The organism is Sphingobium yanoikuyae (assembly GCF_013001025.1).
In the GTDB taxonomy this organism is placed as follows: Bacteria; Pseudomonadota; Alphaproteobacteria; order Sphingomonadales; family Sphingomonadaceae; genus Sphingobium; species Sphingobium yanoikuyae_A.
In genome coordinates this window covers 4,651,745-4,669,073 of the sequence record NZ_CP053021.1, presented here as the reverse complement: position 1 = coordinate 4,669,073, position 17,329 = coordinate 4,651,745, and the positions used below count along the sequence as shown (strand labels likewise).

Annotated in this window: 17 protein-coding genes; 6 read left to right on the top strand and 11 right to left on the bottom strand. The window is 66.3% G+C overall.

Features of this window, described 5'->3' with window-relative positions; translation table 11 throughout:
• Positions 1-25: 25 nt before the first annotated feature.
• Entirely contained in the window at positions 26-1,012 is a 987-nt protein-coding gene (locus HH800_RS22495) for an alpha-ketoacid dehydrogenase subunit beta (RefSeq protein WP_169862515.1), read from the bottom strand.
• The gene (locus HH800_RS22490) at positions 1,009-2,004 is read right to left on the bottom strand and encodes a thiamine pyrophosphate-dependent dehydrogenase E1 component subunit alpha (protein ID WP_026108932.1); all 996 of its coding nucleotides are present in this window, start codon (positions 2,002-2,004) and stop codon (positions 1,009-1,011) included. Before HH800_RS22490 ends, HH800_RS22495 begins: the two co-directional genes overlap by 4 nt.
• 204 nt (positions 2,005-2,208) lie before the next feature.
• On the opposite strand from HH800_RS22490, the gene HH800_RS22485 reads away from it, so the two are divergent.
• On the top strand, positions 2,209-3,216 hold the full coding sequence (locus tag HH800_RS22485; RefSeq protein ID WP_169862514.1) for a zinc-dependent alcohol dehydrogenase family protein: 1,008 nt from the start codon (positions 2,209-2,211) through the stop codon (positions 3,214-3,216).
• Positions 3,217-3,232: 16 nt separating this feature from the next.
• The gene (locus HH800_RS22480; protein WP_004209488.1) at positions 3,233-3,532 is read left to right on the top strand and encodes a hypothetical protein; all 300 of its coding nucleotides are present in this window, start codon (positions 3,233-3,235) and stop codon (positions 3,530-3,532) included.
• A 375-nt stretch (positions 3,533-3,907) separates the two neighbouring features.
• On the opposite strand, the gene HH800_RS22475 is transcribed toward HH800_RS22480, so the two are convergent.
• Complete coding sequence (locus HH800_RS22475; RefSeq protein WP_169862513.1) at positions 3,908-5,599, bottom strand: FAD-dependent oxidoreductase; 1,692 nt, start codon at positions 5,597-5,599, stop codon at positions 3,908-3,910.
• A gap of 134 nt (positions 5,600-5,733) precedes the next feature.
• On the opposite strand from HH800_RS22475, the gene HH800_RS22470 reads away from it, so the two are divergent.
• Positions 5,734-6,534, top strand: a complete 801-nt coding sequence (locus HH800_RS22470; protein WP_169862511.1) for an enoyl-CoA hydratase/isomerase family protein — start codon at positions 5,734-5,736, stop codon at positions 6,532-6,534.
• Between the two features lie 141 nt (positions 6,535-6,675).
• Here the strand turns inward: HH800_RS22470 and HH800_RS22465 are convergent, their stop codons facing one another.
• The 7 genes from HH800_RS22465 to HH800_RS22435 form a co-directional block, all read right to left on the bottom strand.
• Positions 6,676-7,779, bottom strand: coding sequence for a Gfo/Idh/MocA family protein (locus HH800_RS22465; RefSeq protein ID WP_169862509.1), 1,104 nt, complete (start codon positions 7,777-7,779; stop codon positions 6,676-6,678).
• A gap of 1 nt (position 7,780) precedes the next feature.
• A complete protein-coding gene (locus HH800_RS22460) occupies positions 7,781-8,011 on the bottom strand; it encodes a biotin/lipoyl-containing protein (protein ID WP_004209482.1) in 231 nt (76 codons plus the stop codon).
• A 118-nt stretch (positions 8,012-8,129) separates the two neighbouring features.
• Positions 8,130-8,783, bottom strand: coding sequence for a carboxymuconolactone decarboxylase family protein (locus HH800_RS22455; RefSeq protein ID WP_017500044.1), 654 nt, complete (start codon positions 8,781-8,783; stop codon positions 8,130-8,132).
• Between the two features lie 19 nt (positions 8,784-8,802).
• Positions 8,803-9,105 (bottom strand): DUF1330 domain-containing protein, encoded by a 303-nt coding sequence (locus HH800_RS22450; protein WP_125998014.1) that lies wholly within the window; start codon positions 9,103-9,105, stop codon positions 8,803-8,805.
• A 17-nt stretch (positions 9,106-9,122) separates the two neighbouring features.
• The gene (locus HH800_RS22445; RefSeq protein ID WP_235681944.1) at positions 9,123-10,472 is read right to left on the bottom strand and encodes an MFS transporter; all 1,350 of its coding nucleotides are present in this window, start codon (positions 10,470-10,472) and stop codon (positions 9,123-9,125) included.
• A 161-nt stretch (positions 10,473-10,633) separates the two neighbouring features.
• Positions 10,634-12,052 (bottom strand): acyl-CoA reductase, encoded by a 1,419-nt coding sequence (locus HH800_RS22440; RefSeq protein WP_169862505.1) that lies wholly within the window; start codon positions 12,050-12,052, stop codon positions 10,634-10,636.
• Complete coding sequence (locus HH800_RS22435; protein ID WP_235681943.1) at positions 12,049-13,434, bottom strand: hypothetical protein; 1,386 nt, start codon at positions 13,432-13,434, stop codon at positions 12,049-12,051. Before HH800_RS22435 ends, HH800_RS22440 begins: the two co-directional genes overlap by 4 nt.
• Before the next feature lie 69 nt (positions 13,435-13,503).
• Between HH800_RS22435 and HH800_RS22430 the strand changes: the two genes are divergently transcribed.
• The 3 genes from HH800_RS22430 to HH800_RS22420 are packed head-to-tail and all read left to right on the top strand — an operon-like array spanning position 13,504 to position 16,294.
• A complete protein-coding gene (locus tag HH800_RS22430; protein WP_235681942.1) occupies positions 13,504-14,157 on the top strand; it encodes a TetR/AcrR family transcriptional regulator in 654 nt (217 codons plus the stop codon).
• Between the two features lie 50 nt (positions 14,158-14,207).
• Positions 14,208-15,434 carry an MFS transporter gene (locus tag HH800_RS22425; RefSeq protein WP_169862501.1) on the top strand — a complete coding sequence of 409 codons (1,227 nt, stop codon included), beginning with the start codon at positions 14,208-14,210 and terminating at the stop codon, positions 15,432-15,434.
• Positions 15,431-16,294, top strand: coding sequence for an SDR family NAD(P)-dependent oxidoreductase (locus tag HH800_RS22420; RefSeq protein ID WP_169862499.1), 864 nt, complete (start codon positions 15,431-15,433; stop codon positions 16,292-16,294). The genes HH800_RS22425 and HH800_RS22420 overlap by 4 nt, the downstream gene beginning before the upstream one ends.
• A 98-nt stretch (positions 16,295-16,392) precedes the next feature.
• Here the strand turns inward: HH800_RS22420 and HH800_RS22415 are convergent, their stop codons facing one another.
• A complete protein-coding gene (locus HH800_RS22415; RefSeq protein ID WP_169862497.1) occupies positions 16,393-17,328 on the bottom strand; it encodes an SDR family NAD(P)-dependent oxidoreductase in 936 nt (311 codons plus the stop codon).
• Position 17,329: the final 1 nt, after the last annotated feature.

Here is a 17,329-nt window from a genome sequence, read left to right as displayed (position 1 = left end):
TGCTGCCCCGGCCGTCTTCCGATCTTCAGGCCATCAGCGCCTTGACCGCTTCGGCCACGCGCTCGGGCGAGACGATATAGGCGTCCTCCAGCACCTTGGCGAAGGGCACCGGCGACTTGGGCGCGCCCAGCCGGCGGACCGGGGCCTTGAGCTGACCGAACAGTTCCTCGGCAATGGTCGAGGCGATCTCGCCGCCCGGACCGAAGTCGCGCACCGCTTCATGCACCACCAGCGCCCGGCCGGTCTTGGCGACCGAGGCCAGCACCGCTTCCCGGTCCCAGGGCGATACGGTGCGCAGATCGACCAGCTCGACCGAAATGCCCGCCTCCGCCAGTGCCGGCAATGCGGCCTGGCAGCGCAGCAGCTGCGACGACCAGGAGACGATGGTGATGTCACTGCCTTCCTGCACGATCCGCGCCTTGCCCAGCGGAATCGGCGTCGCGACCTCATCCACCTCGCCCGGAATGAACAGGCTGCCGGCGGATTCGATGAAGATGCAGGGATCGGGATCCTGGATACAGGACAAGAGCAGCCCCTTGTAATCGGCCGGAGTCGAGGGCGCGACCACCTTGATGCCGGCGGTGTGGGCGAACCAGCCTTCCAGATGGTCGGCATGCTGGCCGGCGGTCTGCCAGCCCGCGCCGGTCAGGGTGCGGATGGTGATCGGCACCGTGCTCTGCCCGCCCGACATGAAGCGCAGCTTGGCGGCATGGTTGAAGATCATGTCCATGGCGACGGTGGTGAAGTTCATCAGCATGATCTCCGCCACCGGCTTGTAGCCGGCCAGCGCCGCGCCGATCGCCGCGCCGATGATCGCCTGTTCGGAAATCGGCGTCGATTTGACGCGATCGTCGCCGAAGCGGGTCGACAGGCCAGCGGTCGCGCCGGTGACGCCGCCGCCCTCGCGGTCGGCCACATCCTCGCCCAGCACCAGCACCTTGTCATCCTCCGCCATCGCCTGGGCGAGGGCCGAATTGACGGCCTGGAGCGAGTTCATCTTCTTGGCCGTCATGCGGGCATCTCCTGGGCAAACACATCGCGGCGCAGTTCGTCGACCGACGGCAGCGGGCTGGCCAGCCCGAATTCCTGGGCATCCTCGACCTCGGCCTCGATCTTCGCCTGCATCTCGGCCAGCTGATCCTCGGTCGCGTGGCCCTGTGCCACCAGCCATGCCTTGAAGGCGGGCAGCGGATCCTTGGCGATCGCCGCGGCCTTCTCCTCCTTGGTCATATATTTGTCGTCGTCGCCCAGGACGTGGCCCAGGAAGCGGAAGGTCTTGCACTCCAGCAGGGTCGGCCCCTCGCCTTCGCGGGCGCGGGTGATCGCCTCGTGCGCGGCGGCATACATGGCAAGCGGATCATTGCCGTCGACGGTATGGCCGGGCATGCCGTAGCCGATCGCACGCTTGGCGATGAAGTCGACCGAGGTGCCATTCTCGTAGCGCGTATGTTCGGCAAAGCCGTTATTCTGGCACACGAAGATCACCGGCAGCTTCCACACCGATGCCAGGTTCAGCGCCTCGTGGAAGGCGCCGATGTTGGATGCGCCGTCGCCGAAATAGGCGATCGTCACCCGCTTCGACCCATCCAGCTTCGCCGCCCAGGCGAGGCCATTGGCGATCGGCATGGAGGAGCCGACAATGCCGGTCGTCACCATCACCCCGGTTTCGGGATGGGTCAGGTGCATCGGCCCGCCCTTGCCCTTGCAGGTGCCGTCGACCCGGCCGGCAATCTCCGCCCAGAGCGGGCGCAGCGGCATATCCTTGGCCACCATGTCGTGGATGCCGCGATAGATGGTGCAGATCTTGTCGTCGTCGGTCAGCAGCGACGAGATGGTCGCGGGGATCACTTCCTGCCCGCGCGCCGAATAATAGGGCATGACCAGCCGCCCCAGGCGGATGGTCTTGCGGATCGCGTCGTCGTTGCGCTCGATCCGGATCATGCGGCGGTAGATGTCCACCAGCGCTTCCTGGCTCGGCGCCGGGGCGTTGCTCAACTCTGCCATGGGTTCCTCGATGGCTATGGAATGTGCCCCCTGCATTGGCCGTCGGGCATCGGGGGTCAACTCGCCCCGGCGATATGTGGCCCCGCGGCCCAAAAGGCGCGAAAATGCGTCGCTTTTCCGCGCGATTTCGCTCCACCGATATGCGGCCGGCGATGCTTGCAATGCGGTCCGATCGGCCCAAGCTGGCAGCAGGGAGAGCGCGCGATGACGAACATGCTGACCGCCGTCGCCAGGGGCGGCGAAGGGATTGAGGGGATCGCGATCCATAGCGTGCCGATCCCGGTTGCGGGGCCGGGCGAGGCGCTGGTGCGGCTCAAGGCGGCGACGCTCAATTTCCGCGACCTGATCATCGCCCGCGGCATGATGGCGGGGCTCGCCAAGGAACCCGATTATGTCCCCCTGTCCTGCGCCACCGGCGAGGTGGTCGCGGTCGGCGAGGGCGTATCGCGCGTGAAGCCGGGCGACCGGGTCAATCCGATCTTCGCGCTGGGCTGGCTGGAGGGACGACAGCCGAGCATGGCGATGCTGGGCGGCAGTGCCGATGGTGTCGCGCGCCAATATGCGGTTTTCCCGGCCGAGAGCCTGTGCATCGTGCCGGATACGCTCGGCGATCTGGAGGCCGCGACTTTGACCTGCGCCGGCCTCACCGCCTGGAACGCGCTGTTCCTGCCCCGCCCGATCCAGCGGGGCGAATGGATATTGTGCCAGGGTACCGGCGGCGTATCGATCGCGGCGCTGCAATTGGCCAAGGCGGCCGGCGCGCATGTCGCCATCACCTCCTCCTCCGACGCGAAGCTGGCGCGCGCCCACGCGCTGGGTGCCGACATCAGCGTCAATTATCGCACCGATCCCGACTGGCCGGCGGCGATCCGCCAGGCGCTGGGCGGACGCGGTGTCGACATCCTGGTCGATGTGGTCGGCGCCAGCCAGGTGGAAACCGCCGCATCGCTGCTCAACCCCGGCGGGGTGATCGCCGCGATCGGCATGCTGGGGTCCGAGTTCAGCTGGCACCTGGCCGATGTCGGCGGCCATCCGGTCGCCCGCATCTCGGTCGGCAACCGCGCCGAGCATGAGGCGATGCTGGCCTTTTGCGCGCAACATCGCATCCGGCCGGTGGTCGATGCGGTCTATGATCTCACCCGCCTGGCCGATGCCTGCCGTCATCTGGAAAGCGGCCAATTCTTCGGCAAGATCGGGATAAACCTACTCTAAATTCTGGAACGGACGCATGGACAAGAATGAAAAGGCGCGCGAGGCGGCCGAGCGCGTGCTGCAACTGGAGGCCGAACTGGAGGCGGAGGGCGACGCCCGGACCGGTGGCGACGAACTCGCCCATTCGCGCGCAGTGCTGCACCAATGGGTCGATACGGTGGTCGCGGTCGTGGCCTCGCCGGGGGTCGGCCGCGTGACGCTGATCCACGCCGATGGCGGCCAGACCAAGATCGCCTCGCCCAGCCTGCCCTTCCTGCTCTCGCGTCCGGCCCGGTTCGACGCGCAGGATGAAAATTCTCCGCCCGACGCGGGTTGAAAGCCGCCCACGGCTTCCTATCTGTGAATGGTCCCGGCCAGCCCCCTCAGGCCGAGACATCTTACCAGGCCCCCGGCGCACTCCCCCCGCGTCGGGGGCAATGGTTTTCCGGGGCTATTCCACTATGTGCCGGCAGTTTCTTGATAGTGGATTGCAGCAGATATAGACTGAAGGCATGTGGAACGCCGTTTGGAGCATCGCTTTTAGCCTCGGGCTCTTCCTTTGGATAAAGTTCGCCTCGGCCATTCTCCCGATCTGGGCATCCATCCCGGTATCGACCCTCCCAATCGTGCTTCTGGGGCTGTGGGTGCGGCGATCGGCAAAGCGTGCTCGTTCCCAACCTGAACCGTCGACTGACGAAATATCGAATCCGCGCTAGGGCTGATTTTCCAGCCCGGCCGCATGGCGTGCCGCGATATAGCCGAACACCATCGACGGCCCGATGCTGGCGCCCGCCGCGACATAGACATTGCCCATCACCGACGCGGTGGTGACGCCGGTGGCATAGAGGCCGGGGATCGGCGCGCCCGCGCCATCGACCACCCGCCCGCGTTCATCGGTGACGACGCCGCCATAGGTGCTGACATCGCCCGGCACGACCGGCACGGCGTAGAACGGCCCCTTCTCGATCGAGCCCATGGAGCGTTCCGCAGAAAATGGATCGCCGACGAAGCCGCAATTGTCGTAGGCGCGCGCGCCGCGATCGAAATCCCCATCCTTGCCGGCGGCGACGAAGCCGTTCCAGCGCGCCACCGTCGCGGCCAGGGTGGCGGGATCGGCGCCGATGCTGGTCGCCAGCCCCTCGATCGTGTCGGCGCTATGCAAATAGCCGCTTTCCGCCCAGCCTTCGGGAATCGCCTTGTCGATGAAGCGGCCGGCGACGGCATAAAGTTCGACATATTGACGGTCCAGGATCGCCCAGCTCGGCACCGCCGGCACGACTGCGTTCCGCCGGACCATCGTCTCGCAATAGAGCTCGTAGCTGCCCCCTTCATTCATGAAGCGGGTGCCGCCCTGATCGACCAATATGGCGTGCGGCTTGCCGGTCATCGACTGGGCGCCGGGCGCGACATAGCCCTTGTCCCAGCCGGGCGCGGGGGTCAGCTGATAGCCGACCATCTGGTCCATCTGCGCCAGCCGGCCGCCGATCCGCTCCAGTTCCTGCTGCATCTCGCCGGTATCGCCCTCGGGCGTCTGCGACCATTCGGCGCGGGTGCCGGGCATGTAGCGGTCGCGCATCGTTTGGTTGCGGGCAAAGCCCCCGGCATTGACCAGCACGCCCAGTCGCGCGCCGATCCGCCAGGGCTTGCCGTCCTTCACCGTGACCACGCCGGTCGCGATCCCCTCCTGCACGACGATCTCGCTTACCGGCGTATCGGTGCGGACATCAGCGCCGGCGGCCAGCACGGCTTTCAGCATCCGTCCCTGCAACGCGGCGCCCGCCGTCGTATATTTGCGGCCCAGCAGCTTGTCGCGAATGGTGCGCAGCGCGATCTTGGCCATCAGCTTGCCCGATGCCCTGTTGGTGCGACGATGGCCTTGCGCCTCCATCCCCTCGACCAGCGTGACGTTGAATTCGGCAAAGCCCTGGCGCAACCGGTCGGCCCACTCGCCCAGTTCCTTGCGGTTGAAGGGCCTGGCCACCACGGTGCGTGATGTCTTGCAGCCGCCGGGCTGCTCATCATAATAATCCGGCCAGAAGGTCGAACCGCGTTGCAGCGCCACCCCCTGATCCACCAGGAAATCGACCGCGCGCGGCGCCTGCGTCACATAGGCGAGGCGCTTCTCGCGCGAGGTGCCCGGCGCCGGGTGGCCATCGAGCGCCTGCAGCGCGTCGAGATAGGTCATCGCCGCCTCGGCACTGTCCGCCTCGCCATCGGCCAGCATGAAGCGATTGGCGGGAATCCACATGACGCCGCCCGACTTGGCGGTGGTACCGCCGATCTTGTCGGTCTTTTCCAGGATGGCGACCGACTTGCCGGCCTGGCGCATGACCAGCGCCGAACTCATCGAACCGGCGCCGCTGCCCACGACCACCCAGTCGAATATCTCGTCGAACCCGTCCATGCGCCGCTCTCCCTTTTCTGTTCATCCGGGCTATCGTGCCGGGGCGATGATGGGGAGGGCGAAGCCACGCTCATCGCCACGGCGACGTTCGCGCCACGCGGCGCCATGCTAGAGCGAGGGCCAAGGAGAGACGCATGAGCCATGACCTGCCCGATTATCGCACCATCCTGCTGGAGCGGCGGGGGCGGCTGTTGGTGATGACGCTCAACCGGCCGGAAGCACTGAACGCGGTCAATCTCGACCTGCATGACGAATTGCCCGAGGCGCTGGCCTTTGCCGGGCGCGACAATGGGTCGGACGTCGTGCTGCTGACCGGGGCGGGCCGTGCCTTTTCGGCCGGTGGCGACATTGCCCATATGGAGCATAATGCCGCCAACCCGCATCTGTTCGATCATGAAGCGCGGCAGGCGAAGCGGATCGTGTCCGCCCTGCTCGACATCGAAAAGCCGGTGGTGTGCCGGATGAACGGCCATGCGGTCGGGCTGGGCGCGTCGATCGCCTTGCTGTGCGACATCATCTTTACCGCCGAGGGGGCGAAGATCGGCGACCCGCATGTCGGCATCGGCCTGGTCGCCGGCGATGGCGGCGCGGTCATCTGGGCACAGCGGATCGGCCTTGCCAAGGCGAAGGAATATCTGCTGACCGGCGAATTGCTGAGTGCGGCTAGGGCGGCGGAGATCGGCCTGATCAACCATTGCCTGCCGGCCGATCAACTGGACGAAGCGGTCGATGCCTTCTGCGCCAAGCTGCTGGCCGGGGCACCCAATGCGATCCGCTGGACCAAGATATTGACCAACATGGAATTGAAGCGGATCGCCGGCGCGGTGATGGAAGCCGGCATCGCCTATGAATCGCTCAGCGTCCGTACCGCCGATCACCGCGAGGGGATCGCCGCGCTCAAGGAGAAGCGGACGCCGAAGTTTACAGGGCGATAGGGCGATGGGAGGGGGGCCATATCTCGATAGCGAGACCCCCCTCCACCGGCTTCGCCGGTCCCCTTCGGCAGTGTCACGCGCCTCTGCCGAACCTTGCAGGGGAGGATGTGTTGTCTGTCTCTCATCGCCTGCTAACGAAGGTCAGATAATATCCGCCACGCGCACCCAGCGGCGTTCGGCACTCGAGATGCGGATCGCTTCCTGGATGCGTTCGACCTCCAGCGCGCGGGCGAAGTCCGGGGCGGCCGCGCCGCGACCATGGATCGCATCCACCATGGCCTGCATCGACAGCGCCATCGGGTAGCTGGGCTGGGGCTCGCTCTGCCAGTCGAGGGCGATGCCGGGCGTCGTCTTGAACGCATCAGGCAGCGCCACATCCTCCAGCGTGCCGCCCAGTTGCCCGGCGCGCAGCGTGCAGTCGCGTGCTGTCGGGAAAGTGGGCGAAGTGGAGACCATCCGGCCCTTGTCGCCGAACAGGTCGAGCAGGAAACCGTCATGCAGGGCCATGCTCCAGCTGATCTGCATCTGCAGCACCAGCCCGCTTTCGAAGCGCAGGATGACATTGGCGAGATCGGTGGTTTCGGGCGTGATGGTGTCGCCGTCCGGGAAGGTCCAGCGCTTGAGTATCTGACTGTCGTCGGCGACCAGTTCGGCGATCGGACCGAGCAGGTGGAGCAGCAGATAGAGCGCGTGGCTGCCATTGTTGCGCACCGCCGACACACCCTGCCCGGCCTGCGCGAACCAGTTATAGGGGAACAGCTTGTTGGGCTGGTTGAACAGCGAGATGTTGAAATGGCAGGTGCCGCCGAGCGGCGCGCCGATATGGCCGTCGTCCAGCATCGCCTTCATCTGGCGCAGGGCGGGCAGATATTGCGAGAAGGCGTCGACCACGCCGATGCTGGTGCTGCCTTGCCAGGCCGTATCGATCGCCTTGGCTCCGGCCCAGTCGGGGGCGTGGGGGCTGGCATTATAGATGTGCTTGCCATGGGCGAGCGCGGCCAGCACCATCGGCAAGCGAACGCTGGGCCGGGTGCCGAGATCGACAATGTCGATGTCGGGATCCGCGCACATCTCCTCCGCATTCCAGAAGGCGCGCAGCAGGCCGAGCCGCTGCTGCGCGGCGCGAGCCGTCTCCTCGCGCGAGGTGCATATCGCCGTTACCTCAACGCCGGGAATGGCGCGCCAGGCAGGCAGATGCGCGAAGGCGCCCCAGGCGGCGCTGACGATGCCGACGCGCAGCACCATCTTATTCGATCGTGCCCAGAACGGTGCCGACCTCATAGGTTTCGCCCGGCTGGGCGATGATGCGCAGCGTGCCGCTGGCCGGGGCCTCGACCTCGTTCGCCGATTTGTCGGCTTCCAGCAGATAGAGCGGCTGGCCCTCGGTAACGGTCGCGCCGTCTTCGGCCAGCCATTCGGCAATCTGCGCCTCGGTCATGGAAAAGCCGATCTTAGGCAGCAGGATGTCGGTGGCCATGGTGTGTCCCCTTTGAAACAGCGAATATCTGTTCCCCTGCTATCGCGCCTTTGGCGGTGGACAATGCGCAAAAGCGGCCCGCCGCCGCCATATCACCGGCGCGATAAGGGGGCGGCGATCAATAGCCGCGCGTGTCGGTCCAATTGTCACTTTCGCCCGGCTTGAAGGTCTTGCCCGGCGTCCTGCCCGATCCGGTCTTGAGGTCGAAGCCGATCGGGTCGGCCCCGCCCTCGATGCCGACGCCGAAGGAGGAAAGCGCCCAGCTGGTCATGACATAATGGCCGATCGAAAAGACCAGATCCATTTTCTGCCGCGTGTCATAATGGGCGCCCAGCCCGTCCCAGGTAGCGTCGCTGATCTTGCCATCCTCGATCAGTTCGTCGACCGAGCGCAGCACCAGCGCATCTTCCTCTGCCCAGTCGCCGCCTTCGGGGAAATCGCGGATCGCGCCGATTTCCTCCAGCGTGATGCCGGCGTTGAGCGCATAGCCGACATGGTTGTGCCACTCATAGGCCGAGTTCACCCGCCAGGCGACGCGCAGGATCAGCAGTTCGAGCGCGCGCGTCGACAGGCTGTTCGCCATCAGCAGATGCTTGCCCCAGATATTATAGACCTTCCCCAGCGGCGGATGGTTGGCCATCACCATCATGACATTGGTCTTGGACCCCTCCTCCCAGGCATTGGGTTCGCCCCAGAAGGCGAAAACCTCGCGCGCGTCGTCGGTCCACTGGTCGCGCGGCAGATGGGAAATACGGGGGGTGATGTCGGTCATGATGCGTCCTTGGTTGGGTTCACAGTCCCTCGACCAGCAGCACGCGATAGGGCGCTGCCTTCATCCGATAGGGCAAGGCCGCCTGATATTCAGGGCTGTCATACCAGGCGCGGGCCTTGGCGGCGTCGGGAAATTCCAGGATGATCGCGCCGTCCGCACCCTCGCCTTCCAGCAATTGCTGCGCGCCATAAACGGCGAGCGGACGGATGCCGTAATGGGCGACGAAGGTCGCGGCATTGGCGCGGTTCATCGCGCTATAGGTATCCATCGCTTCCTGATCGGCGATCGGGCCTTCGCGGGTGACGATCATATAAGCGGGCATCGGCAGCGTTCCTCGCGTCAGTGGATGGCGGCGGGCATAACGCTGCGGTCCCAGCCGCCGGCCGCGGCGAAATCCTTGCGGCAGCTGCGGCTGGCGAACCAGGCGAGGACGGTGCTGGGGATGCCGACCAGCAGCGCCCAGCGCATCGCCATGCCGAGCGAATCCTCGCCATAGACCGGGCGCAGGGCATCGCTGAGCGCACCGACCAGCACCGGTCCGCCGCCCAGGCCCACGACCTGGATAGACACCATCAACACGGCGATCGCGGTGGCGCGCGAGCGCGACGGCACCAGCCCCGCCACCACCGCCATCAGCGGCGCGGCGGAGAGGCCGCCCAGCAGCATGTTGAGGCCATAGAGCGGGAAGACGCGATCGCCCGGCCCGGTCAGGATCATCCAGCCGATGGCGGTGGCGCAGGCACCCGACAGCATCAATATCCAGACATACCAGCGCATGTCGCGGCGGCCGAGATAGTCGGCCAGGGGTCCGCCCAGCGTATGACCGATCGCCGAGCCGAAGAAGAGCGCGCCGCCCATCTGCAACCCGGCCTGGCTGGCCGGCATGCCATGGGTCCGTTCCATGAAGGCCGGCGCCCAGCTGATGAAGCCCATGGTCAGCAGCGCATTGAGCGAGGCGGCGGCAATCAGCGGCGGCAGGGTGCGGATCGCCAGCAATTCGCGCGCGGTCTGCAGGAAGGGCACGGGCCGCGCCTGTTCGGCCGAGGCACCGTCGGCCAGACCGGATCGGCTGTCGCGCAGGGTGAACCAGACGATCGGCGCCAGGATGAAGCCGGGGATGGAGGCGAAGATCAGCGTCTCCCGCCAGCCATAGGCCTGCACCGCCCAGCCACCGACGGCCGGGCCGAGGAAGGTGCCGAGCGAGGCGCCCAGCAAGAAGATGGACAGCGCGGTCGCGCGCTGGCGGATCGGGAAAAGATCGGCGATCCAGGCCTGGGACGGCGGGGTGAAGCCGCCTTCGCCAAGGCCGATGCCGGCCCGACCGATCAGCAATATCCAGAAGCTCTTCGCCAGGCCGCAGACGATGACGGCGGCGCTCCACACCGTGGCGGCGATGGCGACGATCTTGCGCTTCGACCAGCCATCGGCCAGCCGCGCCAGCGGGATGATGGCGAGGATATAGACGATCGCGATGATCATGTCCTTGGCCATGCCGATCGCGGCGTCGGACAGGCCCAGTTCGTGGCGGATCGGCTCCACCATCACCACCATCAGATAGCGTTCGCCCTGGACCGAAGCCGACACCAGCACCATCAGCAGCAGGAAATAGGCGCGATAGGCCATGGAGGGCAGCGCTTCGGGCGGCGTGACGGCGGAAGCCGTGTCAAAATGCGGGTCGCTGTCTGCCATGCGCTTGTCCTCACCTGTTGCGGCGCGGTCGTGGCGCGCGACGATCATGCGGCTGGAGCCGTCTTGTCCGGGCAGGATTTGAAACCGGTTCGCCCGGCGAGGCAATGCAGGCGGGAAAGGATCGCTTGCGCGATGGCCCTTCCCCGCCCGGCCAGAGAGGATCAGGCGTCCTCGTCACTCATCCAGTGGACGAAGCGCTGGAGCGGCAACATGCCGTCATGGGCGCCGCCCATCACATGCTTGGCCGCGCCGCCCAGCCGCACCACGCGCTGCGCCCCGGCGCTGGCCAAGCGGTCGCGCAGGGCGTGTTTGCGTTCGGGCGGATAGATGCCGATCGTCTGGGTCGCGACATTCACATAGCGGACCGCCGCATCGAGCGAGGCGACATGGACGACATTGGCGGTCTTGTTGCTCGGATGGAAATCGACCGGCTCGTCAGTCAGGATGACCAAGCCCCGGCCGTCCGGCTTGCCCCAGACTTTGGTATCGTCGCCCATCAGCGTCAGCATCTCGATCTCGTCGCGCACCTCGACCGGCAGCGGATGCGCGACCGCCGAGGCGGTTTCGCGATCTAGGCCGAGCTTCTGCTGCAACCTGGCGCAGAAGGATTCGACGCCAGCGCGATCGCCCTCGACGAAGATGAAGCGGCTGGCGAGACAGGCTTCCTGATTCATCGTCGCGACGTCGGTCGCGGCAGCATCGGCGACATCGTCGATGATGGCGGGATCGAACCCTTCCGGCCCGATCATCGAAATCGACGTCTTGGGATCGAACGACACCATCTGGATGCCCGGCCCCAGATATTTGATGACATTCTTGATTGCGTCGCCGCCGCCCCAGGCGACGATCTTGTCGAAATATTGCGGGCGATAGAGCGTCCCTTCGATCCGCTCGTCGCCGCCGCGCCAATAGACCGCCGACATCGACCGGACCACCGGATGATCGGGATCGACATCGGCCATGGTGCGCAGCATCGCGACACAGGTGAAGGGGTCGCTCGACGGCATCTTGAAGACGTTGACCGCCTTTACCAGCGCGCCCTGCGCGATCGAGGAGATGCAGCCGGTGGGCGAATTGCCCGCCAGCATATGCACCATGCGCGGCGGGAAGGCGCGCAGCGCGCCGCGATTGCCGTGCATGTCGGTGCGCTCCACCCAGCGGTCGAGCGCGGCGGGATCAAGGAAGCTCGATTCGATGCTGCAACGCAGCCCCTCGGGCGTCAGGAAATGCTTGGCCCGGCGGAACAGATTTTCCACCACCCGGCGCGGCAGCGGATTGACCTTGACCGTATGTTCCAGCGCCGCCTGCAGATAGGGATTGGTCTCGAAATCCATCCGCTGTCCGGCCTCGACCAGGAAATCGATGATCTCGCTGACCGGCACGTCGAGCAGCGGCGGCAGTTCGGATCGCGGCGCGACCAGCGCATTGAGGTCGATCTGCGGCGTCGCGAAATCGACGCCCAGGTCGCGCGAGCGATGGCGCACCGCCCCGCCCTCGACCAGTCTGCCACGCACGAAATGATCGACGCGGATCGGTTCGGCCGCCGTTTCGACCGGCGCTGTCTGTTCAAGCACGCTCATGCCACACCTCGCACATAGGCATCGACGGTGCCCGCGCAGCCGATCTTGTCGTCGCCGTCCAGATCGGCATAGCGGGCAATATTGTCGCGAATGGATGGCCCGCTATTGCCACAGGCACAGGGGCTGTAGTCGACCGATATCCGGTCGCCGGTGATGACTCCGCCCCAGCGGCCGTCGAGCGACAGGTCGAAGAAGGCGGCCCGCCCCTCGACCTCGCCATCATGATCATGGGCGATCAACGCATCGCCATCCTTGTCCAGCACCATCGGCACGATCCAGGGCGGCACATGGTAACGCCCGCCCTCGCGGCATTTGGGCATGCCGCTGTTGAGTTCCTGCATCGAATAATTCTGGAAGTGCCGGCCTTCGGGAATGTTGAAGGTTTCATGCACGAACTGCTGATAATCGTCCGGCAGTTGCGCGCGCTTGAGGCCGCCGCCGATATAGATGCAGTTGTCCGGGTTGAAATCCTTGGCGCTATAGCCGCGCTCCCGCACCGCCTTGGCGACATGGTAGAGCGCGTTCCACATGCCCGCGATATAGAGCTTTTCGGCGCGATGTTCGATCATCGCATCGGCGGCGATATGGACGGCGGCGTCCATCGCCTCCTGCCGGAAGCGCGACGTTTCCTCGAACTCGGCAATGTCTCCGGGCAGCGCGCTGCCGTCCGCCATCGCCTTGCGCAGCACGACCATGCGGGTCAGCGACCCGACGGTGATCGGCGGCACCGGATATTGGAACATCGCCTTGTCGGGATCGCCAAAGGCCTCGCGCTGGGCTTCGCCGATAATCTCGTTCTTGGGCACCTTGGCGACCGGGGCCAGCCCCATGATGCGGCGGTCCTGCGCCGGCTGCACGCCCGATCCCCAGGCAAAGACATTGACGGTGTCGAGCTTCGACCAGTCCATGTCCGCCTGCGACGCGATCAGCATCGCCGACTTGCCGGTGGTGCCGCTGGAGCAGGAGACATAATGGCCGGCCGCCTGCAGCCGGGCGATCCAGTCGTCGACATCGGTGATGCCGTCCAGATCGATGTCGGTCACGGGATGGGCGGAAATGGTGTTGAGCCACTGGGTCAGCTTGTCCCAGCGCTGCTGCATCAGCCAGTTTTCGGGATAGCTCTTATACGCCGTATGCGGGAACAGCAGCTTCACCGCGTCGCCGAGCGAGGTCACCTCGCTGATCCCTGCCTCCCGTGCGCGGTGGCCCAGCAGGCGGATGCCATCCTTCTTTTCCTGAAACCGTTCGTTCAGCGCCGCGATCTGCGCGTCGCGCAATTCGGCATGGGGAATGTTGAATCGATAATCCGAACTGACGAGTCCGGTGAGGCGATCGGCCTGCGCGCCCATATCCTGCTCCTTGCCCTTGTGGCTCCGGTACATTAATGACACCTGGTTCGTATCATTATGCATGATTCGCAAAAGGCGGCAAGGGCCATAATGATGCTGGTCATGGACACTCCGATTTCAGATCCCCGCCCCGCCGCCGGGCGCCCGACCCGCGCGCAGGCGCAGGCACGCCAGGCCGAAATGCTCGACGCCGCGCTCGACATGTTCCTCGACAAGGGGTTCGAGCTGACGACGATGGAGGCGGTGGCCGCCGCCGTCGGCATGACCAAGCGCACCATCTATGCCCGCTATCCCGACAAGGCGGCGCTGTTCATGGCGGCGGTCGGCCGGGCGATCGCCCGCACCGCCACGCCACGCGCCGCGCTGGAGGCAATCGCTGGCGACGATCTGGAAACCACACTGGTCGATATCGCCCGGCTGCGCATCGCCGACCTGTCTACGCCCGAAGGTGTCCGGCTGCGGCGGGTCATCACCACCGAATCCTATCGCTTCCCCGACCTCTTGATGCTGTCCTACAGCCAGGGCGCCCAGCCGGTGCATGACCATCTGGCCGAGTTGCTGCGCCGCCACGATAGCGCCGGGGCGATTTGCGTGGACCGGCCGGACATGGCAGCCAGCCTGTTCATGACGATGGTGCTGGGCGGGCCAATCCGGCTGGTGGGATCGCTCCAGCCGATGAGCGCCGCCGAGGTGGACGACTGGGTGCGGGCTGCCGTGCGCCTGTTCCTGAACGGCATAAGGACCAGATCGGACTAGCAGCCCGGACCACCCGCAAGAGGGGGCCGGCACCAGATGAGGAGAGGGATATGGGATCGGCCTATTGGGGCGAGTTGCGGACGCATTGGCGCCCCCTGCTCGCCGCGACGATGGGACTGGGCTTCGGCATCGGCCTGTCCGCCTATACGATGAGCCTGTTCGCGCCGAAGATGATCGGCGAGTTCGGCTGGGAGAAATCCCAATTCGCGCTGCTCGGCAGTTTCGGCCTGCTGATGCTGATCATGCAGCCGATCACCGGGCGGCTGACCGACCGCTTCGGTGTGCGCGCGGTATCCGCCGTCGGCGTGCTGGCGGGGCCGATCGCCTATCTGGGCTTCGCCTTCCAGCCGGGCAGCATCCGCGCCTTCTTCGCCGTCGCCGTGCTGCAGATCATCCTTGGCACGCTCACCACATCGCCGGTCTATACCCGCATCGTCGCCGAACGGTTCGAGCGGGCACGCGGCCTTGCCTTCTCGATCGTGATGACCGGTCCGCCGCTGGTCGGCGCGGTGATCGCCCCGCTGCTCGGTGGCTTCATCGAGAGCCAGGGCTGGCGCAACGGCTATCTGCTGATGGGCGGCGTTACCCTGGTTTTCGGCCTGATCGCGGTGCTGCTGACCCCGGCGCACATCGGCGTACATCCCCATGAGGAGGTCGAGGAGGCAGGGACGCCCGCACCGGTCGGCAGCCGCGTCATCTTTCGCAATCCCGCCTTCTGGGTGCTGATCGTCGGCATGGTGCTGGTCAATTTCCCGCAGGGACTCGCCTCGGCCCAGATGAAGCTGGTGCTGATGGATAGCGGCGCCGCGTCGCAGACCGCGACCTGGCTGATTTCCATCTATGCGATCGGCGTGCTGCTCGGCCGATTCGCCTGCGGCCTGTCGCTCGACCGGATGCCGCCGCACCATGTCGCCGCGCTGGCGCTGGCGATGCCGGCGATCGGCATGGCGCTGATGGCCTCGCCACTGGACGCAACCATCGTCCTTGCCCTCTCGGTCGCGATGATGGGGCTGGCACAGGGCGCGGAGGGCGACATCGCCGCCTATCTGGTCTCGCGCCGCTTTGGCCTGGGCGTGTTCAGCCTGGTCATGGGTTTCGTCGGCGCAGCGATCGCGGGCGGCGCGGCGCTGGGTTCGCTGACGCTCAGCCTGACCCTGAGCATCTGGGGCAGCTATGCGCCGTTCCTGGCGCTGAGCGCCTGCGTCACCCTGGCTGGTGCCGCCCTGTTCCTGACCCTGGGGCGCCGTCCCCCCACTATGGAGCCCGTTTACGCATGAGCGACACCCAACGCACCGCGATCGTCACCGGCGCTAGCGCCGGCGTCGGCAAGGAAGCCGCCCGCGCCCTGCTGCAACAGGGCTGGCGCGTGATCGGCGTGGGGCGTGATGCCGCACGCTGTGCCGCGGCGGAGGCCGATCTGAGGGCCGATGCCGGCGGCGATTTCACGATGCTGCGCGCCGACCTATCGTCCATGGCCGATACCGCGCGGGTCGCGCGGGAGATCGCGACGCTTGCGCCGGAAATCGACGCGCTGCTCAATAATGCCGGCGGCGTGGTGGCGGAACGGACGATCACGCCCGAAGGGTTCGAGGCGACCTTTGCCTCCAACCATCTCGCCCCCTTCCTGCTGACGCAGAAGTTGCTGCCCAATCTGCGGGCTGCTGCCCGTAAGCGGGGGCCGGGCGCGGTGCGCGTCATCGCCGTGTCCTCGACCGGGCATGAACAGAGCCCGGGCATCCAGTGGGACGACCTCAGCTTCGCCGACAATTTCGCCGGTGGCGCGGCCTATTGCCATGCCAAGCTCGCCAATATCCTGTTCACCCGCGAACTGGCCCGCCGCGTCGCCGATGACGGCATCGTCGCCCACGCCATGCATCCCGGCGTCGTCGCCAGCAATTTCGCCAGCCACTGCGACGCGCCGATGCAGGCCTATATGGAATCGATCCTCGACCGATCGGTCACGCCGGCGCAGGCCGCCGACACATTGGTCTGGCTCGCCAGCGCGGAGGAACCGGGACGCAGCAGCGGCGGCTATTTCCATCAGCGCGCGGAACTCACCCCATCGGTGGCCGCGCAGGATGATGCGCAGGCGCTGAAACTGTGGCAGCTGAGCGAAGCGATGGTGGCGGGCTTCTAGAGCATCCTCCGAGTAGGTTGGATCGGAGGATGCTCTAATTTCCTTTGGTTTGCCGCATTCTGCGAGTCGTCGGCTGTTCCAGCCGACTTCAGAATGCTCTAGCCCCGCCCCTCGGCCACGATGCGGAACTCGTCGAAGATATCGGCCGGGATGGCATAGCCGGCGCCATCGTCGCGGATCCTGTCGATATGGGCGGCGACATCCTCTGCGGTCGGCGGCGCGTCCAGCCCATGGTCCCAACCCGTGGTCGCGCCAACGAAAACCCGCGCGATCCGGCCGCCGAGCGCGGAATAGATGCTGTGAGTCGAAGTGCAGCGCTCATGCGCCAGATACGCGACGAGGCCGGCCGTGAAACGCGGATCGAAGCTGGGACCGAGTGCCCGGCCCCAGGGATTATGGCCGAGTGTCCCCTCGCTCATGCCCGCCGACATGCGGCTGGCGGCATTGGGCATGACCGCATTGCAGAGGATGCCATAGGGGCGCCCTTCCTCCGCCAGATTATGCATCAGCCCCATGACGCCGCCCTTCGCCGCGCCATAGGCGGACAGCTGGCCCATCCCCAGCATGCCGCCGCCCGATGTGGTGAGCACCAGCCGACCCCCGCCCTGCGCCCGCATATGCGGCCAGGCAGCGCGCGCGACATTGAAGGAACCGCGCACATGGACGGCGAGCAGCACATCGAGATCGGCCGCCGTCAGATCCTCGACCGGCGCAAAGCGCATATTGCCGGCATTGGCGATCACCGCGTCGATCCGGCCGAAGCGGGCGATGGCGAGGTCGATCATCGCCTGTGCGCCGTCGGGCGACGACACATCATCGCCATTGGCGATCGCGATGCCGCCCGCCGCAACAATTTCTGCCGCGACGGCGTCGGCCATGGTCGCGGACGCCCCCTCCCCCGTCACCGATCCGCCCAGATCATTGACGATGACCGCGCCGCCCCGCGCGGCGATGTCCAGCGCATAGGCACGGCCCAGGCCCCCGCCCGCCCCGGTAATGAGGATGGTGCGGCCGGTGAAATCGATCCTGTCCATG

Excerpts from the sequence above, each read along its gene's own strand:
- HH800_RS22495 (WP_169862515.1), bottom strand. The coding sequence starts at position 1,012 with ATGACGGCCAAGAAGATGAACTCGCTCCAGGCCGTCAATTCGGCCCTC.
- HH800_RS22490 (WP_026108932.1), bottom strand. The coding sequence starts at position 2,004 with ATGGCAGAGTTGAGCAACGCCCCGGCGCCGAGCCAGGAAGCGCTGGTG.
- HH800_RS22485 (WP_169862514.1), top strand. The coding sequence starts at position 2,209 with ATGACGAACATGCTGACCGCCGTCGCCAGGGGCGGCGAAGGGATTGAG.
- HH800_RS22480 (WP_004209488.1), top strand. The coding sequence starts at position 3,233 with ATGGACAAGAATGAAAAGGCGCGCGAGGCGGCCGAGCGCGTGCTGCAA.
- HH800_RS22475 (WP_169862513.1), bottom strand. The coding sequence starts at position 5,599 with ATGGACGGGTTCGACGAGATATTCGACTGGGTGGTCGTGGGCAGCGGC.
- HH800_RS22470 (WP_169862511.1), top strand. The coding sequence starts at position 5,734 with ATGAGCCATGACCTGCCCGATTATCGCACCATCCTGCTGGAGCGGCGG.
- HH800_RS22465 (WP_169862509.1), bottom strand. The coding sequence starts at position 7,779 with ATGGTGCTGCGCGTCGGCATCGTCAGCGCCGCCTGGGGCGCCTTCGCG.
- HH800_RS22460 (WP_004209482.1), bottom strand. The coding sequence starts at position 8,011 with ATGGCCACCGACATCCTGCTGCCTAAGATCGGCTTTTCCATGACCGAG.
- HH800_RS22455 (WP_017500044.1), bottom strand. The coding sequence starts at position 8,783 with ATGACCGACATCACCCCCCGTATTTCCCATCTGCCGCGCGACCAGTGG.
- HH800_RS22450 (WP_125998014.1), bottom strand. The coding sequence starts at position 9,105 with ATGCCCGCTTATATGATCGTCACCCGCGAAGGCCCGATCGCCGATCAG.
- HH800_RS22445 (WP_235681944.1), bottom strand. The coding sequence starts at position 10,472 with ATGGCAGACAGCGACCCGCATTTTGACACGGCTTCCGCCGTCACGCCG.
- HH800_RS22440 (WP_169862505.1), bottom strand. The coding sequence starts at position 12,052 with ATGAGCGTGCTTGAACAGACAGCGCCGGTCGAAACGGCGGCCGAACCG.
- HH800_RS22435 (WP_235681943.1), bottom strand. The coding sequence starts at position 13,434 with ATGTACCGGAGCCACAAGGGCAAGGAGCAGGATATGGGCGCGCAGGCC.
- HH800_RS22430 (WP_235681942.1), top strand. The coding sequence starts at position 13,504 with ATGGACACTCCGATTTCAGATCCCCGCCCCGCCGCCGGGCGCCCGACC.
- HH800_RS22425 (WP_169862501.1), top strand. The coding sequence starts at position 14,208 with ATGGGATCGGCCTATTGGGGCGAGTTGCGGACGCATTGGCGCCCCCTG.
- HH800_RS22420 (WP_169862499.1), top strand. The coding sequence starts at position 15,431 with ATGAGCGACACCCAACGCACCGCGATCGTCACCGGCGCTAGCGCCGGC.
- HH800_RS22415 (WP_169862497.1), bottom strand. The coding sequence starts at position 17,328 with ATGGACAGGATCGATTTCACCGGCCGCACCATCCTCATTACCGGGGCG.